We start from the raw sequence: 23,249 nt of genomic DNA, 5'->3' as shown, positions 1-23,249 counted from the left end.
CGCATATATGGCGGAAAGATCAGAGAAATTCCATACTGCCGCGCGGTTTCCGCCGTCATCGGGGGCGCGCGCGGGCCGATCGGGCGCCGGAGGCGGCGGTGCCAGCGAAAAACTCGGCCCAAAACAGGGGGGAAGTGACGTAAACTGGCGTTCTGTCGCCGCTTCGCTTCGCGGTCCGTCTTGCGGGCGGGCGCGGGGGCTGCTTCACTGGTGGGCAAGGTTACCAAGGATAACGCCCGCCTCTCGAACGCCCCGTTGCTCCATCGCCCGCCACAGGGCCGAGACCGGGCGTCGCCTCCCGTTACGGACAGCTTCATGTCGCTCGATATCGCTACCCGCGTGTACAATCACGGCTTCCGCATCGATCCGATCGTGCGGACGCTGCTCGACACGGACTTCTACAAGTTCCTGATGCTGCAGCTGATCCGGGCCAAGTCGCCGGACGTGCGGGCGACCTTCGGCATGATCAACCGCACCAAATCGGTGCGGCTCGGCGAGGTCATCGACGAGCAGGAGCTGCGCGACCAGCTCGACCATGCGCGAACGCTGCGCTTCCAGAAGAACGAGCTGATCTGGCTGGCCGGCAATACGTTCTATGGCGTGAAGCAGATCTTCAAGCCGGAGTTCCTCGACTGGCTCGAAGGCTTCCAGCTGCCGGAATATGAGCTCCGCCGCACCGAGGATGGCCAGTACGAGCTGCGCTTCGAGGGGCTCTGGTCGGAAACGACGCTCTGGGAAGTGCCGGCGCTCGCGATCGTCAGCGAGCTGCGCGCCCGCGCCGCGATGAAGGGCATGAGCCGGTTCGAGCTCGATGTCCTCTATGCCAAGGCCAAGGCCAAGCTCTGGGGCAAGATCGAGCGGCTGCGCGTGCTGGCGCAGGAAGGGCCGCTCAAGGTCTCCGATTTCGGCACAAGGCGCCGCCACGGCTATCTCTGGCAGAAATGGTGCGTCGAGGCGCTGCAGGAGGGGCTCGGCGACAATTTCGTCGGCACCTCCAACGTCAAGATGGCGATGGCCGCCGGCCTCGAGGCGATCGGCACCAATGCGCACGAACTGCCGATGGTCTATGCGGCGCTGGCCGAGAGTGACGAGGCGCTGCGCAATGCGCCCTACGATGTGCTGCGCGACTGGCAGGAGATGTATGACGGCAATCTGCTCGTCATGCTGCCGGATACCTATGGCACGACGCAGTTCCTGCGCAATGCGCCGGACTGGATCCTGAACTGGAAGGGACTGCGCCCGGATTCGAAGCCGCCGATCGAGGGCGCCGAGGAGGCGATCGCCTGGTGGCAGCTGCATGGCTCAGACCCGCGCGAAAAACTGATCGTGCTGTCGGACGGCATGGACATCGACACGATCGAGGAGGCGGCGCGCCATTTCCGCGGCCGGGTCAATCTCTCGATCGGCTGGGGCACCAACGTCACCAACGATTTTCGCGACTGCGCCCCGGACGGCAAGGACGACCGGCTGCAGGCGATCTCGCTGGTCTGCAAGGTCGTCTCGGCCAATGGCCGCCCGGCGGTCAAGCTCTCCGACAACGCCAACAAGGCGACCGGCCCGGCGGACGAGATCGCCCGCTACCGCCGCGTCTTCGGCCACCAGGACCTGATGGCGCAGCCGCTGCTGGTTTGAGGGTATCCGTCGATACCGCCTGTTCCGCCATTCACGCGGCGCTTCCGGCCGTCATGCGGCGCTCAATCTTCATCATCCTGAGGTGCCCGAGCGCAGCTCGGGCCTCGAAGGACGCACGGTCGCGGTGCAACCTATCGCTGCTCAACGGCTCTGCGTGCTTCGAGACGGCCCTTCGGGCCTCCTCAGCATGATGGGGGTGGTGTGAGGTACGACGCGGGCTCTACGCCACCGCCGCGCCGGAAAAATGCGGGCTGCGAAAATCGAGCCGTGCGAGGCCGCGGCGCACCTCGGGGTCGCGCATGACGAGATCCCAGAGCAGGCCGCTCCTGTGGTTCTCGATCATCACCACCTGCGGCCCCTGGTCGATGGCGAGATGGGTCTTCGCCGTCCAGTGGGCCCTGTCGCTGAAGGCGTCGTAGAAGCCGTACTCGCCGAAGAGCCGGTCGCCGAGATCGTCGTGGAAATGGCGCAGCACCGGCATCACCAGCTCCGGCACATAGGGCAGGCTGGAGATCGCCGCCGTCGGCGCGATCACGCCGCGGTCGTTGTCCGGCGCATAGGCGGAATAACCGTCCGGCCCGTCGCTCGCCGTCAGCCCCCAGCTATCCGGGCCGTATCCGGCGAAGCCGCCGGGATTGGCGATGCAGTGTGCCCGGTTGAGCAGGGTGTGGGCGACGTTCTGGTCCCAGTAGTCGGCATAGCGATCGCTGAGGCCGCGCGGGTCGAGCCCCAGGAACGAGTAGTGCGCGAAGAAGAGCGGGCCGCCGCCATCCGGGCCGAGCGGCAGCTCGATGCCGTACTGGATGCGCCGGTTGAGGAAGCTGCGGCTCTGGGCGAAGCCGTTGTGGTAGACGGCCGGCCGGATGCCGTGGTCGTCGGCGCCCGCCGCCAGCACATAGGCGATCAGGCATTCGTTCCAGCCGCGCAGCTCGAGGTTCATCGCGAAGCCGTTGTTGGGGCTCCAGTGCCAGGTCAGCACCTCGCGGCCGTCGCGGGTGAACCAGTCCCATTCGACGGCGCGCCGCATCTGCTCGATCCGGCCCCGGAGCCACGGCTCCTTGCCGTCCGGCCGATCGAAGAAGTGCTGCGCCGCGATCAGGCCCTGGATCCAGAACGCCGTCTCGATCAGGTCGGCGCCGTCGTCCTTGCGGCTGAAGCGGATCGTCGCGCCCGTGGCGCCCTGCATGAAATGCGGGAAGGCGCCGTGATAGCTCGGCGTGCGCTCCAGGAAGCCGATCATCTTGTGCAGCCGCTCGACCGCCTCGTCGCGGACGAGCCAGCCGCGCGCCACGCCGACCACGATCGCCATCACGCCGAAGCCCGAGCCGCCGATCGTGACGATGTCGTCGTCGCCGAGCGTGCGGTCGCGGGCGAGGCCGCTCACCGGATGGGCGAAGTCCCAGAAATAGCGGAGCGTCTGGCGCTGCACGCGATCGAGCAGCGCCGCGTCGGAGAGCGCCCTAGGTCGCCTTGGCGGTGTCTGCCGCGCGGGTGTCTTCTTGGTCGTCATGCGCTGTCGCTCGTTCGGGTTTCGCGGGGTCCGGGGCGCTGGTGTCGGCCACCGAGGGGGCGTCAGTCTTCTCCGCCGGCGCCTTGTCCGCGTCGGAATCTTCCTCGACCAGGTTCACGGTGCGGTTGTAGAAGTCGGTCGCCGAGGCCCGGCCCGATACGGTGATGACGGCGGATTTCGCCAGCTCCTTGCCGAGGATCGACGTGAAGATGGCGCGCTGGCCCTCGTCCATGGCGTCGATGGTCTGCTCGGAGAAGATCCATTCCGGCTTCAGGAGCAGCAGCCGGGCGAGGGTTACCCGCACTTCCTCGTCATAGGAGATCTCCCGGGCCCAGCGCGCCTTGCGGTCGAGCGAGGCGCCGAGCCGCGGCAGGTCGGCGCGCTTCAGCGCGGCCATGAGGTCCTCGTCGCTGAAGCTGGTGGGCGCCAGCGGATAGGTGAGGGCGGCGCGCAGCGATCCGTCCGGCACATAGGGGCGTTCCGGCATGTACATCATCTTGCTGCGCGGCGGCAGGCTGATCTTGCCGGAGCCCCAGGGCCAGAGCCCGGCGAGCGCCGAGAACAGCGCGCGATGCGCCGAGCCGGTGCGGTCGACGATCAGCAGGTGGTCGCCAGGCGCGACTTCGACATGCGGCGTGTCGAGCGCGGCGCGCTCGCCGGTCCACGTCACCGCCACATTGTCGAGCTCGAGCCGGCCGAGCGGATCGAGGTCGTATTCGATGCGCGTGCCGCTGTCGCGCGGCTGTTCGAGGGTGACGAGCGCCTGGCGGAAGCTCATGACGCGCGCCAGCGTGGCGCGCCAGTCGGCGATGGCGCTGAAATTGTCGACGAACCAGCGCAGGCAGTTCTGCACCTGGTTGAAGGCGCCGACCACCATCATCAGCTCGCCGAAGGAGAGCTTGCCGCCGAAATAGCCGGGTGCCGCGATGACGATCGGCGCGACGATGCCGATCCAGCCATAGCCCGCCGTCACCCAGGTCAGCCGCGCCACCGCGTTAACGAGGCGGCGCATGACGTCGAGCACGCGGTCCAACTCGTCGTCGAGGCGCTTCTTCTCGTCGGTCTCGCCGGCGTTCAGCACGATGCCGCTGGCGTTTTCGTTGACCTGGACGAGCGCGAAGCGAAGGTCGGCCTCGCGCGCGTAGCGCTCGACGCCGATGCCGATCAGCGGCCGGCCGACACGCCAGCTGACCCAGGATCCGGTCAGGGCGAAGATCAGCGCGCACCAGACCATGTAGCCGGGGATGATGAAACTGTAGCTGGCGACCGAGAGCACGACGCCGCTCGACAGCACCCACAGCACGCCGACGAAGCTGAAGAGTAGCAGCGTCGACTGGAACAGGCCGATGCCGAGCCCGGTCGAGAGCTCGGCCAGGTGCCGGGCGTCCTCGTGCACGCGCTGGTCGGGGTTGATGCCGATATCGCCGGCGTCGCCCAGCACGACGAGGCGGCGCGGCGCCAGCCATTGCTCGATCAGGTCGCGGGTCAGCCACTTGCGCGTCTGCTGCGTGATCATCTGGGCGAGCCAGGTCTGCGCAACATTCAGGCCGAGCAGGATGCTCGCGATGCCGCCGAAGACCATCAAATAGTAGAGGAAGGATTTGACGTTCTTGGTTTCGATCGCGTTGTAGAACGGCTTGTTCCACGCGTTCAGAACCACCTGCATGCCGGAGGTGGCGATGATCACGCCGATGATGGCAATGGTCAGGAGCAGGAAGTTGCGCCGGCCGGACGAATTCCACAGCGCGGAGATGAATGCGCTGAATTCCTGCACGAGCGCTGCGAAGGATTTCCTCGTACCGAACTCGGGTTCCTGTTCGGCCACGTCATCGGGTGTTTCCGTCATCGCCTCGGTTATCCGGCTTCGACAGCGTCGAGCATATCAACCAGCCGGTCAAAATTCCGCATCATTCGGTCTGCATCCGTCCCGCGCGCCTATTCCCGATCAAACTGTTGCAGAAGGACATCAAGTCAAGGTGTTGGCGTCCCTCGCGCATCGGGCGGCGAATCGCTAGCATCGGCGACGAGACGGATTCCGGGAGGGCTCCTGCGGCATGGGCGTCAGCCGCCTGCCAGGCGACTGGCCGGCCGGCGACGGGTGGCTGCATGGCGTCGCGGCCAGGCCGAATACGGTTCGGGAGGACCCCATGAGCAGCTTCATCCTGGCGATCGACCAGGGCACCACCTCGACGCGGGCGATCGTCTTCGACGGCAATTATCAGGTCTGCGGCGTCGGCCAGCAGGAGTTTCCGCAGCATTTCCCCCGCTCCGGCTGGGTTGAGCACGATCCGGAGGACATCTGGCGGACGGCGATGGAGACGGTGCGGTTCGCGCTTGCCAACGCCAAGCTGGCTTTGACCGACATCGCCGCGATCGGCATCACCAACCAGCGCGAGACGACGATCGTCTGGGACCGCGCCACCGGCAAGGCGATCCACAACGCCATCGTCTGGCAGGATCGGCGGACGTCGGACATCTGCGCCGAGCTGAAGGCGGCCGGCGCCGAGGCGGAGTTGACCGCGAAGACCGGCCTGCTGCTCGATCCCTATTTCTCCGGCACCAAGATCGCCTGGATCCTCGACCATGTGGAGGGTGCGCGGGCCCGCGCCGAGCGCGGCGAGCTCGCCTTCGGCACGGTCGACAGCTTCCTGCTCTGGCGGCTGACGGGCGGCCGTGTGCACGCGACCGACGCCACCAACGCCTCGCGCAGCCTGCTCTTCAACATCCGCACCGGCGAATGGGACGACGAGCTGCTGGCGCTTTTGCGCGTGCCGAAGGCGATCCTGCCCGACGTGCTGGATTCCGCCGCCGATTTCGGCGTCACCGATCCGGCCGTGGTCGGCGCGGCGATCCGCATCGCCGGCATTGCCGGCGACCAGCACGCGGCGGCGCTCGGCCAGGCCTGTTTCCAGCCGGGCATGCTGAAATCGACCTATGGCACGGGCTGTTTCGCGCTGCTCAACACCGGCTCGGATTTCGTGCAGTCGCAGAACCGGCTGCTGACGACGATCGCCTATCGGCTCGACGGCAAGACGACCTATGCGCTGGAAGGCTCGATCTTCGTCGCCGGCGCGGCGATCCAGTGGCTGCGCGACGGGCTGCATCTGCTCGATCGCGCCGACCAGTCGGGGCCGATGGCCGCCGCCGCCGATCCGCACCAGGAGGTCTATCTCGTGCCGGCCTTCACCGGGCTCGGCGCGCCCTGGTGGGATGCCGAGGCGCGGGGCGCGCTGTTCGGGCTGACGCGCGGCACGGGGCCGAACGAGTTTGTTCGCGCGGCGCTCGAATCCGTTTGCTACCAGACGCGCGACCTGCTCGACGCCATGCGGCGCGACTGGGCGCGGGCGGGCGAGACGGTGCTGCGCGTCGATGGCGGCATGGTGGCGAGCGACTGGACCATGCAGAGCCTCGCCGACATCCTTGATGCGCCGGTCGACCGGCCGGTGGTGCTGGAGACGACGGCGCTCGGCGCGGCCTGGCTCGCCGGACGCCAGGTGGGCGTCTGGCCGGCCGAGGCCGGTTTCGCCGCGAGCTGGCGCCTCAACCAGAAATTCGTGCCGACCATGGCGGCGGAGGTGCGGGAGGCGAAGCTCGCCGGATGGCGCGATGCCGTGCGGCGGACGCTGACGCGATAAAGCGAGCCGCGGCTGGCGTGAACCGAGCGTGATCGCTGTCACAGCCCCTTGTTTCGATACGCGGTATGCTGGCGGCCTCGAACAGGAGGACGCCATGCCCCGCGAGACCGGATTTGCCATCGCGATCGTCGCGCTCCTGCTCGGCGCCGGCGCGACGTCTCGCGCTGCCTCCGGGGCGGAGGCGGCGCCGAAGCCTGTCGCCGCGTCCGATTGCCGGAAATCCGACCGCTGCACGCCGAGCGAACGCGAGCTGGGCGGCTGGCTGGCGGATACGGACAAGGGCGGCAGCTGGCGGCGCGACCCGGCGCGGAGCCGGGCCGCCCTCGCCCGTTGAACAGCGCGGCGTGCTAGCGGTTGCCGAGGAAATCCGCCTTGCCGATCGTGATGCCCTTGTGGCGCAGCACGCCATAGGCGGTCGAGACGTGGAAGAAGAAGTTCGGCAGCGCGTGGGTGAATAGATAGGTCCGGCCGTCGAGCTGGACCGCGCCGTTGCGCATCGAGATCGTCCGCGTCTCGCTGCCCTCGAGCTGCTCGGGCCTGACCGAATTCAGGAAGGCGACGGTCTTTTCGATGCGGGCCTTCAGTTCGGGAAACGTCGTCTCGGTATCGGCGAAGCTCGGATTGTCGATGCCGGCCAGGCGGGCGGCCGCGCCCTTGGCGGTGTCGCTGGCGCGCTGCACCTGGCCCGAGAGCGGCAGCATGTCGGGCGCGAGGCGCGCCTCGATCAGCGTCGCCGGATCGATGCCGTCGCGGACGCTCTGTTCCACGGCCTTGTCGAGGATCGCCTGGAGATTTCCGAACGAACGGATGAAGACCGGAAGCGAAGCTTCGTAGATCGATAGCGCCATGTTGACCCCGATGGTTCGCGGACGTCCGCGTCCGCGTTGCGGAAACGCAGATGGGCGTGCGGCGGCATCGATTTCAAGGGGCAGGCGGGGAGATCGTTCGGGATCGGCGCCGATGGCGCGGTGCGCTTGGAAACGCGCATAAAAAAAGCGCCCGTCGGGGAGGAGGTCGACGGGCGCCTTAGTTGATGGTGCCACACAAGGGAGGAGGTTTGTGGGGCACCTAATCGCAGGGAACGAGGGAGGAGGTTCGTTCCCCAACGAACTGGGAAATTCTCAGTATCCGGCGGCCTGCTTGGCAATCGCCTTGATGTCGGCGCGATTGATGCCCAGATCGCTCAGTTCGCGGTTGTCGAGCCGCGAAAGCTCGCTGCGGGTCTCGCGATACTTCATCCAGGTCTTGTAGGAGGCAACGAGGCTGACCATCGTCTGTTCCTTTCACGCCGGCCATTCGGACTATCAGTGGCGCCCGATCTCTCTGTCGCCGTTCTGATGAGTTGAATTTAGTCGGCGGTCGCAGAAATGAGCACTGCGAAAAAACTCATGCCTGCCCTGCGCTCAATGCAGAGCAACATTCGACGTGGACGTCATAGTGCAGTGCAGCAATCGAGCTTGCCGTTGACGTAACCGGCCTGCTAGCGGGCGAAAATCGCCAGCGCGGCGATCACGGCGCAGGCGAACCACAGCCCGGCAAGGCCGACGACGCCATAGACGACGGCGCCGAGCACCGCGCCGAGGCAGAGCGAGGCCCAGATCAGCAAACTCGGCAGGAACGCCCAGCGATCGCCGCCGCGAAGCGCGGCCGCGAGGCTCTGCCCCACCTTGACCAGCGCGCCGGTGACATAGGTGAGGCCGATGCCCGGCGCGCCGTTGCGCTGGAAGACGGCGTTCTCGACGCCCATGGCGAGCGTCATCGCGACCGTGCCGATGATGGCGATGCCGAGATTGTGGGAGGCCGCGGCGACGGCGAGCAGCGCCGCTTCGGTCCAGAGGATCGCCGCCCGCCGGCTGCGTTCGCCATCCTGGCCGATCAGCCCGCCCAAGGTCGCGCCGGCGACGAAGAGGGCGATGATGCCGGCGATCTCGGCCGCCTTCATCCAGTCGGCCATGGCGACGTCGACGCCGAAGCGCGTGGTGTTGCCGCTCATGAAGGAGACGAAGACGCCGCCGAGATGGCGAAAGCCCATGGCGTCGACATAGCCGGCGATGGCGGCCAGCACGAAGGCGAGGCCTTTCTGGCGGAGAGAGAAATCCTTCATGGCAAAATCCGGGTCGTCGGGAGGTCGTCGCCTGTCGTGGCGGGCAGGCGACAAGGCCTATAGCGGCGCGGTTAAGAATTTTTAACCCTGATTTATTAAATTCCGCCGGAAGACTGCCGATGCTGCCGCGTTCATTTTGGCTGGAGTGCCTGCCTTGTTCGTTGCCTTGTCCCGCGTGACGCTGTTGCCTTCCCTGGCGATGCTGCTCCTTGCCCTGCCGGCCGGCGCGCAGGAGTGGGGCGAGCCATCGATGCGCGATCGCTATGACGAGCAGCGCTCCTATGAGCGGGCCTACGAGCCGCCGCCGGCCGACTATGAGCGCGCGCCACCCGCCTATGACCGCTATCCGGCGGAATACGCCGCCCCGCCCGCGCCTGCCGCTCCCGCGCCCGTCGCCGCGGCGCGGCGCCCGGCCGTATCGCCGCTTCCGCCCGAATTCGTCGCGCTGGTGAACCAGACGCCCCTCGACGGCGCCCTGGCCGCCAAGAGCGACAAGCCGGATCCGCTGGTGGTCAAGCTGCAGATCCTGCTCGACCGGGTGCATGTCTCGCCCGGCGTCATCGACGGCCACAAGGGCGGCAACCTCAACAAGGCGATCTCCGCCCTGCAGAGCATGCACAATCTGCCGGCCGACGGCCGTCTCGGGCCGGATATCTGGGACATCCTGCAGGCCGCCGACAGTCGCCCGGTGCTGATGGACTACGCCATCACCGACAAGGACGTCGCCGGCCCGTTCGTGCCGGTGATGCCGAAGGATTATGCGGAGATGGCGCTGCTGCCGGCGCTGTCCTACCGCGATCCCGTCGAGCTCCTGGCCGAAAAATTCCACATGGACGAGACGTTTCTGCGCCGCCTCAACCCGAACGCGGATTTCACCGTGGCGGGCACGATCATCACGGTCGCGGATGTCGGCCCCAATGCCAAGGCCAAGGTCGCCCATCTGGTCGCCGACGCGAGCACGCGCCAGCTGATCGGCTACAACGAAAACTGGGACGTCGTCGTCGCCTATCCGGCCACCATCGGTAGCACCGACCTGCCGTCGCCCTCGGGCATCCACATGGTCAAGGCGATCGCCGAGAATCCCGACTACTGGTACCGCCCGAAGGTGAATTTCCAGCAGGGCAACAACACCAAGGCGCTGCGGCTGCCGGGCGGCCCAAACAACCCGGTCGGCACCGTCTGGATCGGCCTCGACAAGCCGACCTACGGCATTCACGGCTCGCCGGAACCGAGCAAGATCGACAAGACCAACAGCCATGGCTGCCTGCGCCTGACCAACTGGGACGCGCAGGAGCTGGTGAAGCTGGTCAAGGTGGGCGTCGACGTCGAGTTTGTCGACCAGACGCCGACGGCGTCGGTCGCGCCGGCGCGTCAGCCGACCCCAGCCTATGAGGCCGCCGCCACGGATGGCTATCAGGAAATGCCGCCGGCCTTGCGCTGAGAAGCGCGGATCGCGGGCGGCTGGGCCACACCGTCGCGCAAAATGGATTGCAACCTGGAGCCGGGCTTGAAGCCTGTCGCCTCGTCTTGATAGCTATGGCGATCGTTTCGCCGAGGATTCAGAATGAACCGCTTCGCAATTCCGCTGGCTCTCGCCGTCATCTCCGCCGTCGGCGCCTTGTCCGCCGGTGAGAGCTTCGCCAAGACGAAGGCGGCGGCCGCGCCCGCCAAGGCGGCCGACCCGTCCTGCAAGCAGACGCGCTGGGACCTGAAGGGCGCCGGCACCAAGACGATCGTTGACGGCGGCGTCGACCGCGTCTGGCGCGTCTCGGTCGGCGGCGTTCCGCCCAAGGCCTCCGTCGTGCTCGAATACACCCGCAGCAACGGCACCAAGGGCGAGGTCGGCATGCCGTCCGGCTATGCCACGCTGGTCGAGGGCGCCTCGGTGCGCATGATCCTGCAGGCGCCGGGCCTCGCCAGCGGCGTCGCCATCGCGGGCACCATCAACGCCCAGTGCTGAGCCGCTGACACCAGGCATTCTTGCTTTAAGGAAGGCCCGGCCGTCCGCGTGGACGCCGGGCCTTTTTCTTGGCCGCTTTTCTGGCCGCTATCCTTCGAGGAAGTGGCCGACGGCGTTGAGCGGCCGGACGCCGTCGCAGATGATCTTCGCCATGGCGAGCATCGGCACCGCCAGCACGGCCCCCGGCACGCCCCACATCCAGAACCAGAAGATCAGCGAGACGATCACCAGCACCGGATTGAGCGTGAAGCGCCGCGCCAAGAGCATCGGCGTGATCGCCTCGCCCTCGAGCACGTGGATGAGCAGGTAGAGCCCGGCCGGCAGCAGCGCCTGCCAGAGCGGGTCGATGGTCAGCAATCCCGCCAGGAGGAACAGGCCGACGCCGGCGACCGGCCCCATGATCGGCACGTAGTTTAGCAGGAAGGCCAGCGTGCCCCAGAGTATGGGATCGCCGAGACCGCAGGCCCACATGGCCAAGCCGGTGGCGACGCCGACGGCGATGTTCATCAGCGTGATCGTCACCAGATAGGCCGATACGTTCTCCTCGATCTGCTGCGACAGCTCGACGACGCGGCGCTTGTCGCTGAAGCTCGGCAGGATCTCCACCATCCGGCGCAGGAAGGTGTCGCCGGAGACCAGCAGGAAGAACAGCACCAGGATCGTCTCGAAGAAGCCGCTGGCGAAATGCTGGGTGCCCTTCATCAGCGTCTCGGAGAGCGTCGGCCCGGCGCCGCCGGCCGTGGCGCCGTCGAACTGATGCAGGAATTTCTGCAGCGCGCCGATCGGCTGGCTCAGGAATTTGAGCCGCTCCTCCAGCCGCTGCACGCCTTCCGGCAGCTTCTCCGCCCAGGCCGTCGCCGGGCCCGAAAGCGCGGCGCCGACGCCGACGATGACGCCGAAGACCGCCAGGATCAGCAGCAGCGCCGCGATCACGCGCGGCACATGCAGCCGATCGAGCAGCCGCATGCCGGGCTGGAACAGCAGCTTCAGCACGATCGCCAGCACGATCGGCAGGATGATGTCGGCGGCGAAGGAGCAGACGGCCAGGATGGTGATGGTCAGGAGGCAGGCCTGGATGACCAGCTTCGGGTCCGCCGGCAGCGGCCCGGCCTCGCCGGCGAGTTCCGGCGGCTCCAGCGGCTCGGTGTCGGTGGTCGGGATCTCGATCCGAAGCGGCTCGGCCATCGGCGGGTTCGCTTTCATCCGTATCATCTCGGGATACTGGCAAAAACAACCAATCGCGCGCGACGGGGGCCCGGCCACGCGGCTTTCGAACCGGAAAACGCGGTCGCCGCCGTTTCGTTGCCTCGGGACTTCAGCGGCCTTGGGCTTCAGGCATTCAGGGACTTCAGTCCTGGGCCTTGCCGATCGAATCGGCCACCGCCGCGCCGCGCTTGCCGAGCGGCTTGGCCCGGCCCGTGGTCGAATCGCGCGCCGTCTGGTGCTCCATCTCGGCATTGAGCTCGGCGCCGATCAGGATCACCGTCGCCGACAGCCAGATCCAGGTCATGAAGCCGATGATGGCGCCGAGCGCGCCATAGGTGCGGTCGTAGCTGCCGAAGCTCGAGACATACCAGGAGAAGCTGATCGAGGTGATGATCCAGAGCGTGGCGGCGACGGTGCTGCCCCATGTCACCCAACGCCATTTCGGCTGCTCGCGGCAGGGGCCGAAGCGATAGAGGATGGCCAGCGCTGCCCAGACGAAGAAGCCGAGCACCGGCCAGCGCAAAAGCGTGATCCAGGTCTCCGACGACCGGCCGACCTCGAGCACGCGGAAGGCGATCGGCACGGCGATGATGAAGACGATGGCGCCGATGCCGGCGGCGATCGCCAGGAAGGTGAAGATCAGGCTTTCGACGTTGAGCGCGATGACGCTGCGCCGCTCGCGTTCGCCATAGGCGACGTTGAGGCCGTCGATCGTCGCCTTGATGCCGGCATTGGCGCTCCAGATCGCGAACAGGAAGGAGAGGGCGAAGCTGAAGCTCAGCGTGCCGCTCGAAGCCCGGACGGCCAGATTGACCTGGTCGGCGATCAGCTCGAACGCTCCGGCGGGCAGCACGAAGGCGAGGCCGGAGAGATGGCTGTTGATGGTGGTATTGTCGGCGATCAGCCCATAGAGCGTGACCATCGCGCTCAGGCCCGGGAACAGCGCCAGCAGGCAGAAGAACGCCATGCCGCCGGCGAGCGTCAGGACACGGTCCTCCAGCGAGCTTTCGAAGACGCGCCAGAGAATGTCCTTCCATCCGCGCGCCGGGATGTCGGCGGGGGTGTTGGCAAGCCTTCCCCGGCCCGGCTCCGCCTCGTCGATCGCCTTTTCCATCGCGCGGGGCGACAGATCCCCGTTCAGCAGCTCGGGAGGAAGTTTCGCGGACGTCATCAGCCCTGCCTGTTCGTCGGTTTGTCGGGGGAGCGGCGTGGCTCGCGGATCAGCAACCGGCCGGAGGCATCGCGCTTACCGGAGTTCGAACGCCTGCGTCCCCGGTCGCGTTCCCGCCCCGCTGCCGCGGCCGAAAGAGGTGCCGAACTTAACATAGCCGCCGATCTTGATGCAGACGCCTGTTGCCGGCGAATAGGTAAATCCTTCGCCGAAGGCTTCGCAGATCCGGGCGTAGCTGGAATCCTCTGCCTCCTTGGGCTCCGGCGCCGCGCTCCGCTCGCGCCTGGACGGAGGGTCGACCGGCGGCGCGTCGAGCCGAAATCCCTCCGCTTCCGCCGCGCCGGCGCCGAAAAGCGTCAGCGCCGCCCAGAGTGCGGGTTGGGCGAAACGACGTCGGCCGGCCAGGGCTGGAGCGGACGGGAAGTCGGGAATCGAGGGCTCAGGAATCATGATAACCGAGCCAGGGTTCCAGATCCTCGAAGGTCCGGTCAATCGGCCAGGTCGGTCCGTAGGGAATGGCGAAATGGCCGTAGCGCAGCGAGATCTGGTCCTCGGCCGCCTTCTCGCCGAGCTTGGCGACGGCCGCCACATAGAGCGCCGCGGCCAAGCTGGTCCGGTCGCTGCCATCGGCGCAGTGGATCAGCACCGGCTTCTCGGCCGTCTCGAAGATCTGCACCAGCGTCTCGGCGTCGCTTTGCGGCAGCTCGGCGCGGGATGACATGCGGAAATCGACATGCGCGATGCCCAGCCGCTTGGCTTCGGCGACCTCCTGGTCATACCAGCTGGCGCCGACATTGGCGCCGCGCAGGTTGATGATCGTGCGGATGCCGTAGCTGCGGGCATATTCGTCGATGCGATGCGGCGTGGGCTGGCCGGAGCGATAGAGCGTCCCGGCGATGACCGTGTGAAAATTGCCCGTCACGAGCAGCATGCAGATGTAGAGAAGGAGAGCGAGCGGCAGGACGAGAAGCGAGCTGCCGAAGGTGAGAATGCGCTTGCGGTTCACGGGTCGGTCCAGTCGTCGTCTTAAGAGCCGAGATCGGCTCGGATGCAAACTATCCGAAGCCGCGTCGAACGGCCAGAGCTACGCCGGGGGAGCGGCCATCCGCCTCGGGAGTCACGTCTTTCGAGCGGGATTCGCACGAAACCTTGGGCGGGTTCGGGTATTGATTCCGGGAGCGCGCGCCTCGTCCGGCGCGCCGAGGAGCCGGAGTTCGCCATGTCCCATCCCTTCACCGAACAGGAAATCGCCGACGAGGCCCATCGGCTTTGGCTCGCCGAGGGAAGCCCCGAAGGCCGCGCCGCCAGCCACTGGCAGCAGGCGATCGAAAACCTGAAGTCGCGGCAGCCGCAGCCGCCCAAGAGCCAGAGCGAAATCGCCGGCGAGAATATGCCGCCGGAGAAGATCGCCTCGGAGCTCTGAAGCCGTCCTCCGACCGCGCCGCCGGCGGCTACTGTCCTCCGGCGCGTCCCGGCTGGGGGACTTCCTTCGCGCCGCGCGGTCCGCCGAGCTTCAGCCCGGCCTCCACGGCCGCGTAGCCCGCGACTAAGCTGACCACGAGATAGAGAACGGCGACGACCGCGCCCGAAACCGTCTCGGACATCAGCACATAGGAGCCATAGACGAAGCTGGAGAAGGTCGACAATCCGCCCATGATGCCGGTGGCAACCAGCGTATTGACGTCGTCCGATACGGACTTGCGATTGTGAAGGCCGGTCACCAGGCCGAGCAGAAACGCCGCGACGACGTTGGCCGCGAGGATCGAGGTCGGGAACCCGTCGGATAGATCGGGAACCCCCAGCATCAGGAATTCACGGACCATGGCGCCGAGGGCGCCGCCGACGAAGACCAGGACGATTGCGTTGATCATGGCGCGCCCCTCAACCCTGCAGCCTTGCCAGCCCGGCGCCGCCGGCCGCGGCGATCAGGCCAGCCGCGACGGATCCCAGCAGATAGGCATAGGCATAGAACCTGCGCCCCGCCCCGCTCAGCTTGGCCGCGTCCAGCTGCATGCTGCTGAAGGTCGTGTAGCCGCCGAGGATTCCGGTCAGGATTCCGGCGTTCAGGCCGTTGCCGAAGCGGTCGCGCCAATCGACCGAAAACAGGATCGACAGATAGCCGATCACGAAGGCGCCGCTGATGTTGATCAGGAAGGTGCCGAGCGGAAAGCTGCCGTGATAGCGCTCGCCGACGACCTTGCCGATGAACCAGCGCAGCAGCGACCCCGCGCCGCCGCCCAGTCCCACCCACATCACGTCCATAGGGGTCATCGTTCTTCTTCTCGCCTGACGAAACGCGGCTTGCAGTCCGGAGGTCGCGCCGAACAGCCCGGCCTATCGACAGCCATCGACCGTCGACAACCGAATCGCGGCGCCCCATCAAAACACACTATGAAGTTGACGGAGGCGCAGGCAAGGCTCGAAACCCGGCACCGGGGCGCCAGGAAGCGAAGCTCAAAATGTCATGCAGGGAAAGGCGGATCCGCGCCTGTGGGGGCAGCGTCCGGTTTGCGACTTGCGCATTGGGCTTTGGTGGGGCGCTGCGAATATCCGGCTCGCCGTTATCCGACCCTGTTTGACGGCGCAGACCGGGACGGCCACGCCGCATCACCAAGTAGGGCTGCGCCCAGGACGACGGTCGAAGGTAGCGCATGGTCTGGAGAGCAAGGGCAGATAATTAGTTCGCCCTGGCCCTCATGGTCACGACGTCGGCGCCGTATTCGACCGCCAGATAGCGAAGCCTGTCTCTCAATCTTTGATCGGATTCGGGGTGCTGGGGCAGATGGCTCCGACATCGCTGCGCGGCCACATCGATGTTCACCGGCTCATCGTTTTCGACGGCCATCATCACCTCGCAGATCAGAAGTTCAGTCATCATCAACATGGGGGACGCCTGACTTTGTTTCGTTCTGCAACGGCTCTGCCCGCTGCTTCCGTAGCGGAATATGAGGACAAGGCGCCGCGATGTCTCCCCAACTTAAGTTGATGGCCTGCGCCACCCTGTCGCAAATCGTGCCCCGCTCGACGGACTGCCTTGCGCCAGATTACGCGGCGGACACGTCCTGAAGCAGAGCGGCCTCAAGGTCCTTGGGGTCGATCGTCAGCGCTTCCGTGATGCCCGGTCTGGTCAATAAAATCCGGGTCGCGACGCGGTGATGGATGACCGTCGAAACGGTATCCAGGGTCTCCAGGTCCGTCTCAACCTCATAGCTGCCGGCAGGGTAGGGGCGATCCATTCCCGGCAGCTGGAAGGGATGTTTGAAGCTCACCCGCGCAGTGGAGCTCGTCGTGGCCATGTTCGGGATGCCTCAATTTGCGCTTCGAGCTTGGCTCAGCGCGTGAACTGCCGTTCAGTTTCGGGGGCGAGGCGATCGGGCAAGACGAGCCGCCGGTTGTACAACGGGCGAGCCGCGCATGTGGTTCCGTGTGCTGGTGCCGTTCAAAAAAAACGACGCCCGCAGGGACGGGCGTCGACAGGTCGGTCTGACGGATGACCGATCGGATGGGTTCATTCGGCGGGGTCGGGATTGTACGCGCCGATGCCTTCATTGCCCTGATGCGCCACGCCGACGAGCTCGCCGGGGACGATGCCGAGAAGCTGCCTGCCATTGGCGAAATGATAGGTCGCGCCGCCCTGCAGGGTCAGCGTGCCGGTGGTGGCGTTGACGCTGGTGACGTTGCCTTCGGTCTGCTCGACCGCGAAGGCGGCCGAGCCGGAGGCGAGGAAGGTGACGGAAACCGCGGCAAGGATGAGGGTGCGCATGGGGTTCTCTCCTGGTCGATACGGGGGGATCGACACAAAGTTCGGAGCGGTGGAACCACGGGGTTTGGTTCGCTTTTCAGCCGCCGCCGATGCGCTGATTTTGCAGCAGGACGCTTTGCCGGCAATCGATATCGTATGTCTGGCAGGTTAAATTTGTAACGGATTATTGCCAGCTATTTCCGTAAGTTAGCCGTGGAATCCGCCGGCGCGGAAAGGTTGCGCGACGGGCCGAACTCGCGCGCTTTTCGTTCGCCGCCTAGCCGGGCTGGCCGCGCTTTTCGCATCCGATCGGACGAATGCGGCCGCTGGCGATAGCATCGGTTGCGAAGCTGTGGAGTACTGCTTTCAGGTTGGCTTAGGTCGGCGCATCGTTGTACTAGCCTGACGCTGTTGCGGGCGTTCGCGGGCGCGAGTACCCGGCCATGAGACCTTCTTCGAAATGGGTAACGCGTTCAGTACGATAGCCGTGGTCCTGGCTCTGGCCTCCGTCCTGTATCGTCTCCGTCGACGCTATCTGCGTTCGTATCACCGCCGGGTTCGCCTGCGCGCTGAAAAGCTCGGCTGGCCGCTGGTCGTCGCGAGCCTGTTCTGCATGTGGCTCGGCGTCACGGCCAATCTTCCGTCGATGCTGGCACAGGGTCTTCTGGTCACGCTCGGTGCCGCTTCGCTCGCCGTCGCCGTCTCGATTGATCTCTGTTGCCGGCGGTATCTGGGCGCGGCGCCGCTGACGGTCTGGCGCCAGATCCCGTTTGCAAGCGCCGGCTTCTCGGTCCCCGTCCTCGCCTCCACCTATCTTCGCGCCTTTCTCCCGGCCGGCTTCGTGCTGGCGACGACCGTTCTGTTCGTGGCGACCTGGGCGCTTGTGTCCGGGCTGGCCGGGTCCGCCGGCGCTTCCTTTTGGGCGGCCTCTTCGCTCTTTTTCACGGCTCTGCTCGTCTGGACCCTGCTCGAAAAGCTGCGGGCGAGGCCGGATCTGCCGCAGGAGGCGTTGGCCTTCCTGCTGCACGAGCCGAAGATATCAGGCGGGGCGCGATCCCCTGACGCGCTGTATGCCGCCGACCGCTCGAACGGCTACAGGCTCGAGCGGTCTGCGCCGGCCCTTCCGCAGACGATCCTTCTGATCCTCAACGAATCGGCGGGCCATTACCTCCCGTCCAGCGAGGGGGACACGTCCCTTGCCGAGCGGATTCGGGCCCTCAGCGGCCGCCCGGACGAATGGGTTGCGCCCGGCAATGTCGTGACGAACTCCTGTTGCACCGAGATCAGCTTTCCCTCGATCCTGACCGGCGCAGGGGCGCATGAGAGCATCGAGACGTTGCATCGGCTGCCCTTCGTGTTCGATCTGGCTAAATCTCGGGGCTATCGCACGGCTCTGCTGATGTCGTCGGTCCTGAAATGGCTGAACCTCGACCGCTTCTTCTCGGCCGCCCGCCTCGACGAGCTCTACTCGGCCGAATTGAGCGGGAAGCCGATCATCAACGACCTCGGCATCGATGATGCCTTCACGGTGCGCCGCTTCGAGCAGATGATCGAGCGGGAAGATGGTCCCGTCTTCGCGGTCGTCTTCCTGAACGCGCTGCATGTGCCGTTCCAGGCCGACAGCGAGTTTCCCCTCGACGCCGGCCTGAAGGACAGGCGCTCCCGAGCGCTGGCGATCACCGAGCGGGCGCATCATCGCCTGTTCGAAGCGCTCAAGCGGGCGGGGCGATATGACGACGCGCTGATCGTGTCGGTTGGCGATCATGGCGAACTTCCAGGCTCTCAGGAGCTGCCGCGCGCGACCATTCCCCGCCAGGAGAATTTCAGCGACTGGGTCTTGCGGCCTCTGTTCCTGCTGAAGCCGCCGCGCGACCTGCCGGCGCCGATGACCGAGGCGTTGCATGGAAATGTCGATCGCCTGATCGCCAATGTCGATATCGCACCGACGCTCGCGCATCTCCTGGGCGCGACGCTGTCGGACGGTCTCGCTTATACGGGACGCAGCCTGTTCGAACCGATCCCGGCCGCGCGCATTGCCATCGCCACCAGCGCGAATGAATGGCGGCCTTGGCACGGCGCAGCCGTGGCGCTGGCCCGGGGTCGGGAGCGCCTGATCTGCGATCGGTACGATTTCCTGCAGTATGAAAGCGGCGGTCCGGTCGATCCCGAGGCCGCCTCGCTCGGGCGCAAGGAACTGCTGGAAGCGGCGATGCAGGTCGCGACCGTGCGCCAGAACATTGCCCATATCTATCGCGAGTACCACTGAGGCACCGAGAGCGCCAACCCGCCTTCGGTCAGGTCTCGGCGTCGGTGGATGGCGCTTCCAAGCCGTCGGCGATCGCCGCGGCGCGCAATGCCTCGTTCATTCGATCCTGCCAGCCCGGACCTTCGGCCTGGAAATGCTCCAGCACGTCGCGATCAATCCGGAGCGAGACAAGCTCCTTGGCGTTCGGGAGCGCGTTCGACTTGATGTCCGGGGCCCGCTTTTTCTTGGCGAACATCGCCTCCGCGGCCGCGAAGGGGTCCTGGGGACGGCGGGGCCTGTCTGACGACATGGTTTGGTTCCTCGGTTTCATTCCGCCGCTGGCAAGGCGCGGGCGCGACAGCGTCGCCAATGGGCGAGGCATCAATGCGCAATCTGGAGGAGGATTCAAGGCATCGCCGCGAACCGCGCCCGAACACCGCGCTGCCCTTCGCCCCGGGCGGGAAAGGTTTTCGCGGGAGACGGCGCCCGCCCGGTGATGGCTTACGTTTGGCGAGCGGAATTGCTTAAAGGAGGGATGTCAGAACCCACGCCCGAGCAAATTGGACAACTCAGCCTCGCTTTTGAGCGGTTCACCCGTCGCTTCAAGGTTGCCGAGGCATCGGCGGCGATGGAAAACGCGCTCAACGCCCTCGACGTCCAAGCCCTCCTGTTCGTCAACGAGCATCCTGATTGCAGCCTGGGGGATGTTGCCCGGAACCTGCAAGTCGCGCTGACGACGATGTCTTCCTCGGCCGACCGGCTGGTCCGCAGGGAGATGATGGAGCGACAGCGGCACGAGGCGAATCGACGGACCGTGGCGCTGACGATCACCCCGAAAGGGAAGGAAGCCGTCGCAGGCTATATGGCGGGATATCGCGATGCCTGCCGCGCGATGCTGGAATCGCTCGATCCTGCCGAGCGGGCCGAATTTGTCCGCCTGACGGAAAGAATCGCAAACTACGAACGTTGAACATTACGAAAATCGTAGTATGGACATGCTGTCGAAACGATCAGGAAATTCAGCATGGCCAACACACCCCTCATCGCGCTTGTCACCGGTGCGAACAAAGGCATTGGCCTCGCCATTGCGCGCCAGCTCGGCGCCAACGGCCACTCGCTCTGGCTGGGATGTCGAGACCTGCAGCGTGGTGACGCCGCAGCGCGTGAACTGCGCGATGCCGGCATCGACGCTCGCGTCGTACAGCTGGATGTTACGGACGACGCCAGCGTGGCCGCGGCCGCCGCGGCCATCGCGCGCGAGGCGGGCAGGCTGGACGTGCTGGTCAACAACGCCGGCCTCATGTTCAGCCCGCCTCCTTCCGTCGCCGAGGAATCGATCGACGAGATCCGGCAGATGTTTGAGGCCAACGTGTTCGGCGTCCTCCGGGTGACGCAGGCTTTCCTGCCGCTGCTGCGCAAGTCCGAAGCGGCGCGGATCGTCATGATGAGCAGCGGCTTGAGCTCGCTCAGCGATGCCTTGGACATGCGGAGCGAAACCTGGTCGGTCGGCTTTGCCGGATACTGCGCTTCGAAGACGGCGCTGAACATGCTGACGGTAAAGCTCGCCAAGGAACTGGACCGCGAGGGGATCAAGGTGAATGCGGTGGACCCCGGACTGACCTCCACCGACATGACGGGGAACGGACCCGGCCATTCGCCCGAGGAGGGGGCCCGCCCGGCGGTCGCCCTGGCGACGATGCACGCATTCGGCCCTTCGGCAGGCTTCTACGCCTGCTCGGCATCGGGCGATCTTGTCCCGAAGCGATGGTGAGGGGCGCCCGGTGGGAGCTGGAGGCTGCGACCGTGCGCCAGAACATTGCCCATATCTATCGCGAGTACCACTGAGCTGTTCGCGAGCGAGCACGACATTCTCGCCGAGTTGAGGGCCGGCGTGTGGCTATGCGGTTGTTCGGCGCGCCAGCTTGTCGGCATACATCAGCCGATCCGCGTCCCTGAGCACCGCTTGCGCCGAGCTGACGAAAGGGTCCACGCTGACTGCGCCGAAGCTTCCGCCGGAATAGTCGAAACGGCACTCGGCGAACGTATAGGTGCCCCTCAATAGCGGCATCAGCCGGTTGCGCATCGCTTCGGCGATCCGGTCCGGGCCTTCTGGCCCGGACGGGGCCGCCAACCCGATCACCACGAATTCGTCGCCGCCGAACCGGCCCAGCAGGTCGCCCGCGCGCAGACCGGCTGACATCCGCCGGCCGACCTCAACCAGAAATTCGTCGCCGACCTCGTGGCCATGGGTGTCGTTGATCGTCTTGAACTCATCGAGGTCGATGAACGCGACCAAAACCCAAGCCTTGTTCCGCTTCGCGAGCGCAAACAACCGATCCAGATCGGCCAGGATCGCGCGTCGGTTCGGAAGGCCGGTCAATACATCATAATTGGCCGCATACCGTTCATCCTGGTGACGCAACACAACCTGCCCTGCAACGCGACTGGAGAGGAAAATGAGGACCAGGCCGAATGCCGCCACCAGCCCGGCGATCAAGGCATGCTGGCGGCGCATCGCCGGCAGGTGGTCGAGCGAGGCCAGCGTGAGTAGCCGGTATTGCGTTCCTTGCAAGGGCTGAAGCCGCAGCAGATAGGGCCTGCCTTCGATGAGCCACTGGTCGGATTGGCCGGACCCGGGCACGGCGCTCACATCCATGGGCTTGCCGGGATCTTCGTCGCCGGAAGGCGGCTGCACCGTCCCAGGCGGCAGAAGCGCCGCCACGTTGCGGAGCATGAAGGATTCGGACGACGTGGTGGTCACGCGCCCCTGACCGTCCACGATTAACGCTATATGCCGCCCTGCCAGATAGAGCGCCATGTCCGGCGCGTCGAACTTCACCGTGACGGCGCCCAGCGCCACGTCGTTCGCATCTTCTATCCGACTACTGACGAAATAGGCAGCCGTCCTGTTCAGGCGGGCAATACCGAACAAGTGGCCGTTGCCGGTGCGCAGCGCGTCGGTCAGGTAGCTCCGGCCGTCGTAGATCATTCCGACGATACTGTCGGGCTCGGCCCAGTTGCTGGCGGTCACGGTGTCATACGAGGCATTGTTCATATAGATACGCGCGTAGCCCAGGTCGCTCGACAGCGCGTCCATGTAATCACCGACCTTGCGCACCAGCGGGTCGCTCGTGAACTGCGACGCGCGCTGTTCCCGCGTGAGCGCGGCGGCGCCGGGCGGATCGGTGTGGTAGCGGCTCGCAAGCTGAATGACCTGTCCTTGCCGCGCCACCATGTTGGCGACGCTGACCATCTGGGTGAACAGCCGGTCCACGACGCGCGCCGTGGTCGTGGCCTCGTATTCGGCGCTGGCCGCCAAATTGCCCAATTCCGCGGTCAGCGCCCTCTGCGACAGCCACCAACCCAGGCCGGCTACCAGAGCCACCCAGGCCACGACCAGGGCGAGCGTCACTTGACGAACGACCGGCAGTGTCTGCCGGCGGGACTCTTGCAGCAACGAAACGTGGCTCACGCCGCCGTCTCACTTGAAAGACGGTCGTTCAGAATAGTTTCGTCTGGCATCCAGCCAGTCCCCCAGTTCTTCGTGGCGGCTTCCCGGAATCAGGCAAGCCGGCTGGAAGCGTTACTGCCTCTTGCGCCACATTGATACCAACATTCCCCTACGTCGAGTCTACTTGCTGATGGATTCAACGCTCGGCAGACCTGGGCGGGGTGATGGTCATCATAGGGATGAGCGAATGCCTCTGGGGCAATGAACGACACCCTACCGCGCCGATCGCCGCCGGGGCGGTCATGGCCGACGCGAGGATGGAAAATCTGCGCCCGCCTCGTCGCTCGCGCTTACGTGCTCGAGCGAAAAGATCGCGCGGGGTCGCCATGCGTTCACCAAACCGCGCAAGCGCCCGGGGCGGCGAACCGAAAAACATCCATGATTTCAGGGAGGGAAGTGGTGCCGCTTAGGTGATTCGAACACCTGACCCCATCATTACGAATGATGTGCTCTACCAGCTGAGCTAAAGCGGCCTACTTCGAGGATTTCACGGGGCGCTGCCGAAGGGCTGCGGTGAAATCGAGAGGGTTCAT

General features: G+C 66.0%; 25 protein-coding genes and 1 tRNA gene. 9 read left to right on the top strand and 17 right to left on the bottom strand.

Going from position 1 to position 23,249, the window contains the following annotated elements:
* The first annotated feature begins 315 nt into the window (after nucleotides 1–315).
* Nucleotides 316–1,632: a nicotinate phosphoribosyltransferase gene (gene pncB, locus AC6HZP_RS24280; RefSeq protein ID WP_497524907.1), complete on the top strand. Its 1,317-nt coding sequence runs from the start codon at nucleotides 316–318 to the stop codon at nucleotides 1,630–1,632.
* Nucleotides 1,633–1,852: 220 nt separating this feature from the next.
* On the opposite strand, the gene AC6HZP_RS24275 is transcribed toward pncB, so the two are convergent.
* Both AC6HZP_RS24275 and AC6HZP_RS24270 read right to left on the bottom strand, forming a co-directional pair.
* A complete protein-coding gene (locus tag AC6HZP_RS24275; RefSeq protein WP_497524906.1) occupies nucleotides 1,853–3,142 on the bottom strand; it encodes a glucoamylase family protein in 1,290 nt (429 codons plus the stop codon).
* A complete protein-coding gene (locus tag AC6HZP_RS24270; RefSeq protein WP_497524905.1) occupies nucleotides 3,093–4,988 on the bottom strand; it encodes an ABC transporter ATP-binding protein/permease in 1,896 nt (631 codons plus the stop codon). Before AC6HZP_RS24270 ends, AC6HZP_RS24275 begins: the two co-directional genes overlap by 50 nt.
* A 301-nt stretch (nucleotides 4,989–5,289) precedes the next feature.
* Here AC6HZP_RS24270 and glpK point away from each other — a divergent pair, with 301 nt between their 5' ends.
* A complete protein-coding gene (gene glpK / locus AC6HZP_RS24265; RefSeq protein ID WP_497524904.1) occupies nucleotides 5,290–6,777 on the top strand; it encodes a glycerol kinase GlpK in 1,488 nt (495 codons plus the stop codon).
* Between the two features lie 94 nt (nucleotides 6,778–6,871).
* Complete coding sequence (locus AC6HZP_RS24260) at nucleotides 6,872–7,111, top strand: hypothetical protein (RefSeq protein ID WP_497524903.1); 240 nt, start codon at nucleotides 6,872–6,874, stop codon at nucleotides 7,109–7,111.
* Nucleotides 7,112–7,124: 13 nt separating this feature from the next.
* Here AC6HZP_RS24260 and AC6HZP_RS24255 read toward each other — a convergent pair whose 3' ends face one another.
* The 3 genes from AC6HZP_RS24255 to AC6HZP_RS24245 all read right to left on the bottom strand — a co-directional run bounded on the left by AC6HZP_RS24255 (nucleotide 7,125) and on the right by AC6HZP_RS24245 (nucleotide 8,881).
* Nucleotides 7,125–7,625 (bottom strand): DUF1993 domain-containing protein, encoded by a 501-nt coding sequence (locus AC6HZP_RS24255; RefSeq protein WP_497524902.1) that lies wholly within the window; start codon nucleotides 7,623–7,625, stop codon nucleotides 7,125–7,127.
* A 273-nt stretch (nucleotides 7,626–7,898) separates the two neighbouring features.
* Nucleotides 7,899–8,048, bottom strand: a complete 150-nt coding sequence (locus tag AC6HZP_RS24250; RefSeq protein ID WP_201401469.1) for a DUF1127 domain-containing protein — start codon at nucleotides 8,046–8,048, stop codon at nucleotides 7,899–7,901.
* Nucleotides 8,049–8,257: 209 nt separating this feature from the next.
* A complete protein-coding gene (locus tag AC6HZP_RS24245; RefSeq protein WP_497524901.1) occupies nucleotides 8,258–8,881 on the bottom strand; it encodes a YoaK family protein in 624 nt (207 codons plus the stop codon).
* A 154-nt stretch (nucleotides 8,882–9,035) separates the two neighbouring features.
* Here AC6HZP_RS24245 and AC6HZP_RS24240 point away from each other — a divergent pair, with 154 nt between their 5' ends.
* Nucleotides 9,036–10,322 carry a L,D-transpeptidase family protein gene (locus AC6HZP_RS24240; RefSeq protein WP_497524900.1) on the top strand — a complete coding sequence of 429 codons (1,287 nt, stop codon included), beginning with the start codon at nucleotides 9,036–9,038 and terminating at the stop codon, nucleotides 10,320–10,322.
* 123 nt (nucleotides 10,323–10,445) lie between these two features.
* The gene (locus tag AC6HZP_RS24235; protein WP_201401466.1) at nucleotides 10,446–10,841 is read left to right on the top strand and encodes a hypothetical protein; all 396 of its coding nucleotides are present in this window, start codon (nucleotides 10,446–10,448) and stop codon (nucleotides 10,839–10,841) included.
* Between the two features lie 87 nt (nucleotides 10,842–10,928).
* Here the strand turns inward: AC6HZP_RS24235 and AC6HZP_RS24230 are convergent, their stop codons facing one another.
* The 4 genes from AC6HZP_RS24230 to AC6HZP_RS24215 form a co-directional block, all read right to left on the bottom strand.
* Nucleotides 10,929–12,026: an AI-2E family transporter gene (locus AC6HZP_RS24230; RefSeq protein ID WP_201401465.1), complete on the bottom strand. Its 1,098-nt coding sequence runs from the start codon at nucleotides 12,024–12,026 to the stop codon at nucleotides 10,929–10,931.
* A gap of 163 nt (nucleotides 12,027–12,189) precedes the next feature.
* A complete protein-coding gene (locus AC6HZP_RS24225; RefSeq protein WP_497524899.1) occupies nucleotides 12,190–13,218 on the bottom strand; it encodes a YihY/virulence factor BrkB family protein in 1,029 nt (342 codons plus the stop codon).
* 75 nt (nucleotides 13,219–13,293) lie between these two features.
* Nucleotides 13,294–13,668 carry a porin gene (locus AC6HZP_RS24220; protein WP_497524898.1) on the bottom strand — a complete coding sequence of 125 codons (375 nt, stop codon included), beginning with the start codon at nucleotides 13,666–13,668 and terminating at the stop codon, nucleotides 13,294–13,296.
* Entirely contained in the window at nucleotides 13,658–14,224 is a 567-nt protein-coding gene (locus tag AC6HZP_RS24215) for a tyrosine-protein phosphatase (protein ID WP_497524897.1), read from the bottom strand. Before AC6HZP_RS24215 ends, AC6HZP_RS24220 begins: the two co-directional genes overlap by 11 nt.
* A 213-nt stretch (nucleotides 14,225–14,437) precedes the next feature.
* On the opposite strand from AC6HZP_RS24215, the gene AC6HZP_RS24210 reads away from it, so the two are divergent.
* The gene (locus tag AC6HZP_RS24210; RefSeq protein WP_201401461.1) at nucleotides 14,438–14,641 is read left to right on the top strand and encodes a DUF2934 domain-containing protein; all 204 of its coding nucleotides are present in this window, start codon (nucleotides 14,438–14,440) and stop codon (nucleotides 14,639–14,641) included.
* A 28-nt stretch (nucleotides 14,642–14,669) separates the two neighbouring features.
* On the opposite strand, the gene AC6HZP_RS24205 is transcribed toward AC6HZP_RS24210, so the two are convergent.
* The 5 genes from AC6HZP_RS24205 to AC6HZP_RS24185 all read right to left on the bottom strand — a co-directional run bounded on the left by AC6HZP_RS24205 (nucleotide 14,670) and on the right by AC6HZP_RS24185 (nucleotide 16,981).
* The gene (locus tag AC6HZP_RS24205; protein ID WP_497524896.1) at nucleotides 14,670–15,089 is read right to left on the bottom strand and encodes a CrcB family protein; all 420 of its coding nucleotides are present in this window, start codon (nucleotides 15,087–15,089) and stop codon (nucleotides 14,670–14,672) included.
* Nucleotides 15,090–15,099: 10 nt separating this feature from the next.
* Nucleotides 15,100–15,489 carry a fluoride efflux transporter FluC gene (locus AC6HZP_RS24200; RefSeq protein ID WP_201401459.1) on the bottom strand — a complete coding sequence of 130 codons (390 nt, stop codon included), beginning with the start codon at nucleotides 15,487–15,489 and terminating at the stop codon, nucleotides 15,100–15,102.
* 406 nt (nucleotides 15,490–15,895) lie between these two features.
* Nucleotides 15,896–16,102 (bottom strand): hypothetical protein, encoded by a 207-nt coding sequence (locus AC6HZP_RS24195; protein WP_497524895.1) that lies wholly within the window; start codon nucleotides 16,100–16,102, stop codon nucleotides 15,896–15,898.
* 160 nt (nucleotides 16,103–16,262) lie between these two features.
* A complete protein-coding gene (locus AC6HZP_RS24190) occupies nucleotides 16,263–16,514 on the bottom strand; it encodes a hypothetical protein (RefSeq protein ID WP_497524894.1) in 252 nt (83 codons plus the stop codon).
* Between the two features lie 212 nt (nucleotides 16,515–16,726).
* On the bottom strand, nucleotides 16,727–16,981 hold the full coding sequence (locus tag AC6HZP_RS24185; protein WP_201401456.1) for a DUF1344 domain-containing protein: 255 nt from the start codon (nucleotides 16,979–16,981) through the stop codon (nucleotides 16,727–16,729).
* A 466-nt stretch (nucleotides 16,982–17,447) separates the two neighbouring features.
* Here AC6HZP_RS24185 and AC6HZP_RS24180 point away from each other — a divergent pair, with 466 nt between their 5' ends.
* Nucleotides 17,448–19,226 carry a sulfatase-like hydrolase/transferase gene (locus AC6HZP_RS24180; RefSeq protein ID WP_497524893.1) on the top strand — a complete coding sequence of 593 codons (1,779 nt, stop codon included), beginning with the start codon at nucleotides 17,448–17,450 and terminating at the stop codon, nucleotides 19,224–19,226.
* Nucleotides 19,227–19,254: 28 nt separating this feature from the next.
* Here AC6HZP_RS24180 and AC6HZP_RS24175 read toward each other — a convergent pair whose 3' ends face one another.
* Nucleotides 19,255–19,515, bottom strand: a complete 261-nt coding sequence (locus AC6HZP_RS24175; protein ID WP_497526850.1) for a BrnA antitoxin family protein — start codon at nucleotides 19,513–19,515, stop codon at nucleotides 19,255–19,257.
* Nucleotides 19,516–19,740: 225 nt separating this feature from the next.
* On the opposite strand from AC6HZP_RS24175, the gene AC6HZP_RS24170 reads away from it, so the two are divergent.
* Nucleotides 19,741–20,175: a MarR family winged helix-turn-helix transcriptional regulator gene (locus AC6HZP_RS24170; protein ID WP_497524892.1), complete on the top strand. Its 435-nt coding sequence runs from the start codon at nucleotides 19,741–19,743 to the stop codon at nucleotides 20,173–20,175.
* A gap of 54 nt (nucleotides 20,176–20,229) precedes the next feature.
* The gene (locus tag AC6HZP_RS24165; RefSeq protein WP_497524891.1) at nucleotides 20,230–20,976 is read left to right on the top strand and encodes an SDR family NAD(P)-dependent oxidoreductase; all 747 of its coding nucleotides are present in this window, start codon (nucleotides 20,230–20,232) and stop codon (nucleotides 20,974–20,976) included.
* 126 nt (nucleotides 20,977–21,102) lie between these two features.
* Here the strand turns inward: AC6HZP_RS24165 and AC6HZP_RS24160 are convergent, their stop codons facing one another.
* Nucleotides 21,103–22,677 carry a GGDEF domain-containing protein gene (locus AC6HZP_RS24160; RefSeq protein ID WP_497524890.1) on the bottom strand — a complete coding sequence of 525 codons (1,575 nt, stop codon included), beginning with the start codon at nucleotides 22,675–22,677 and terminating at the stop codon, nucleotides 21,103–21,105.
* A 436-nt stretch (nucleotides 22,678–23,113) separates the two neighbouring features.
* Nucleotides 23,114–23,189, bottom strand: a tRNA-Thr gene (locus AC6HZP_RS24155).
* Nucleotides 23,190–23,249 lie beyond the last annotated feature (60 nt).

The organism is Kaistia sp. SLG-1, assembly GCF_059699055.1.
The sequence above is the reverse complement of the archived record's forward strand: the minus strand, read 5'-3'. Positions and strand labels throughout refer to the sequence as shown.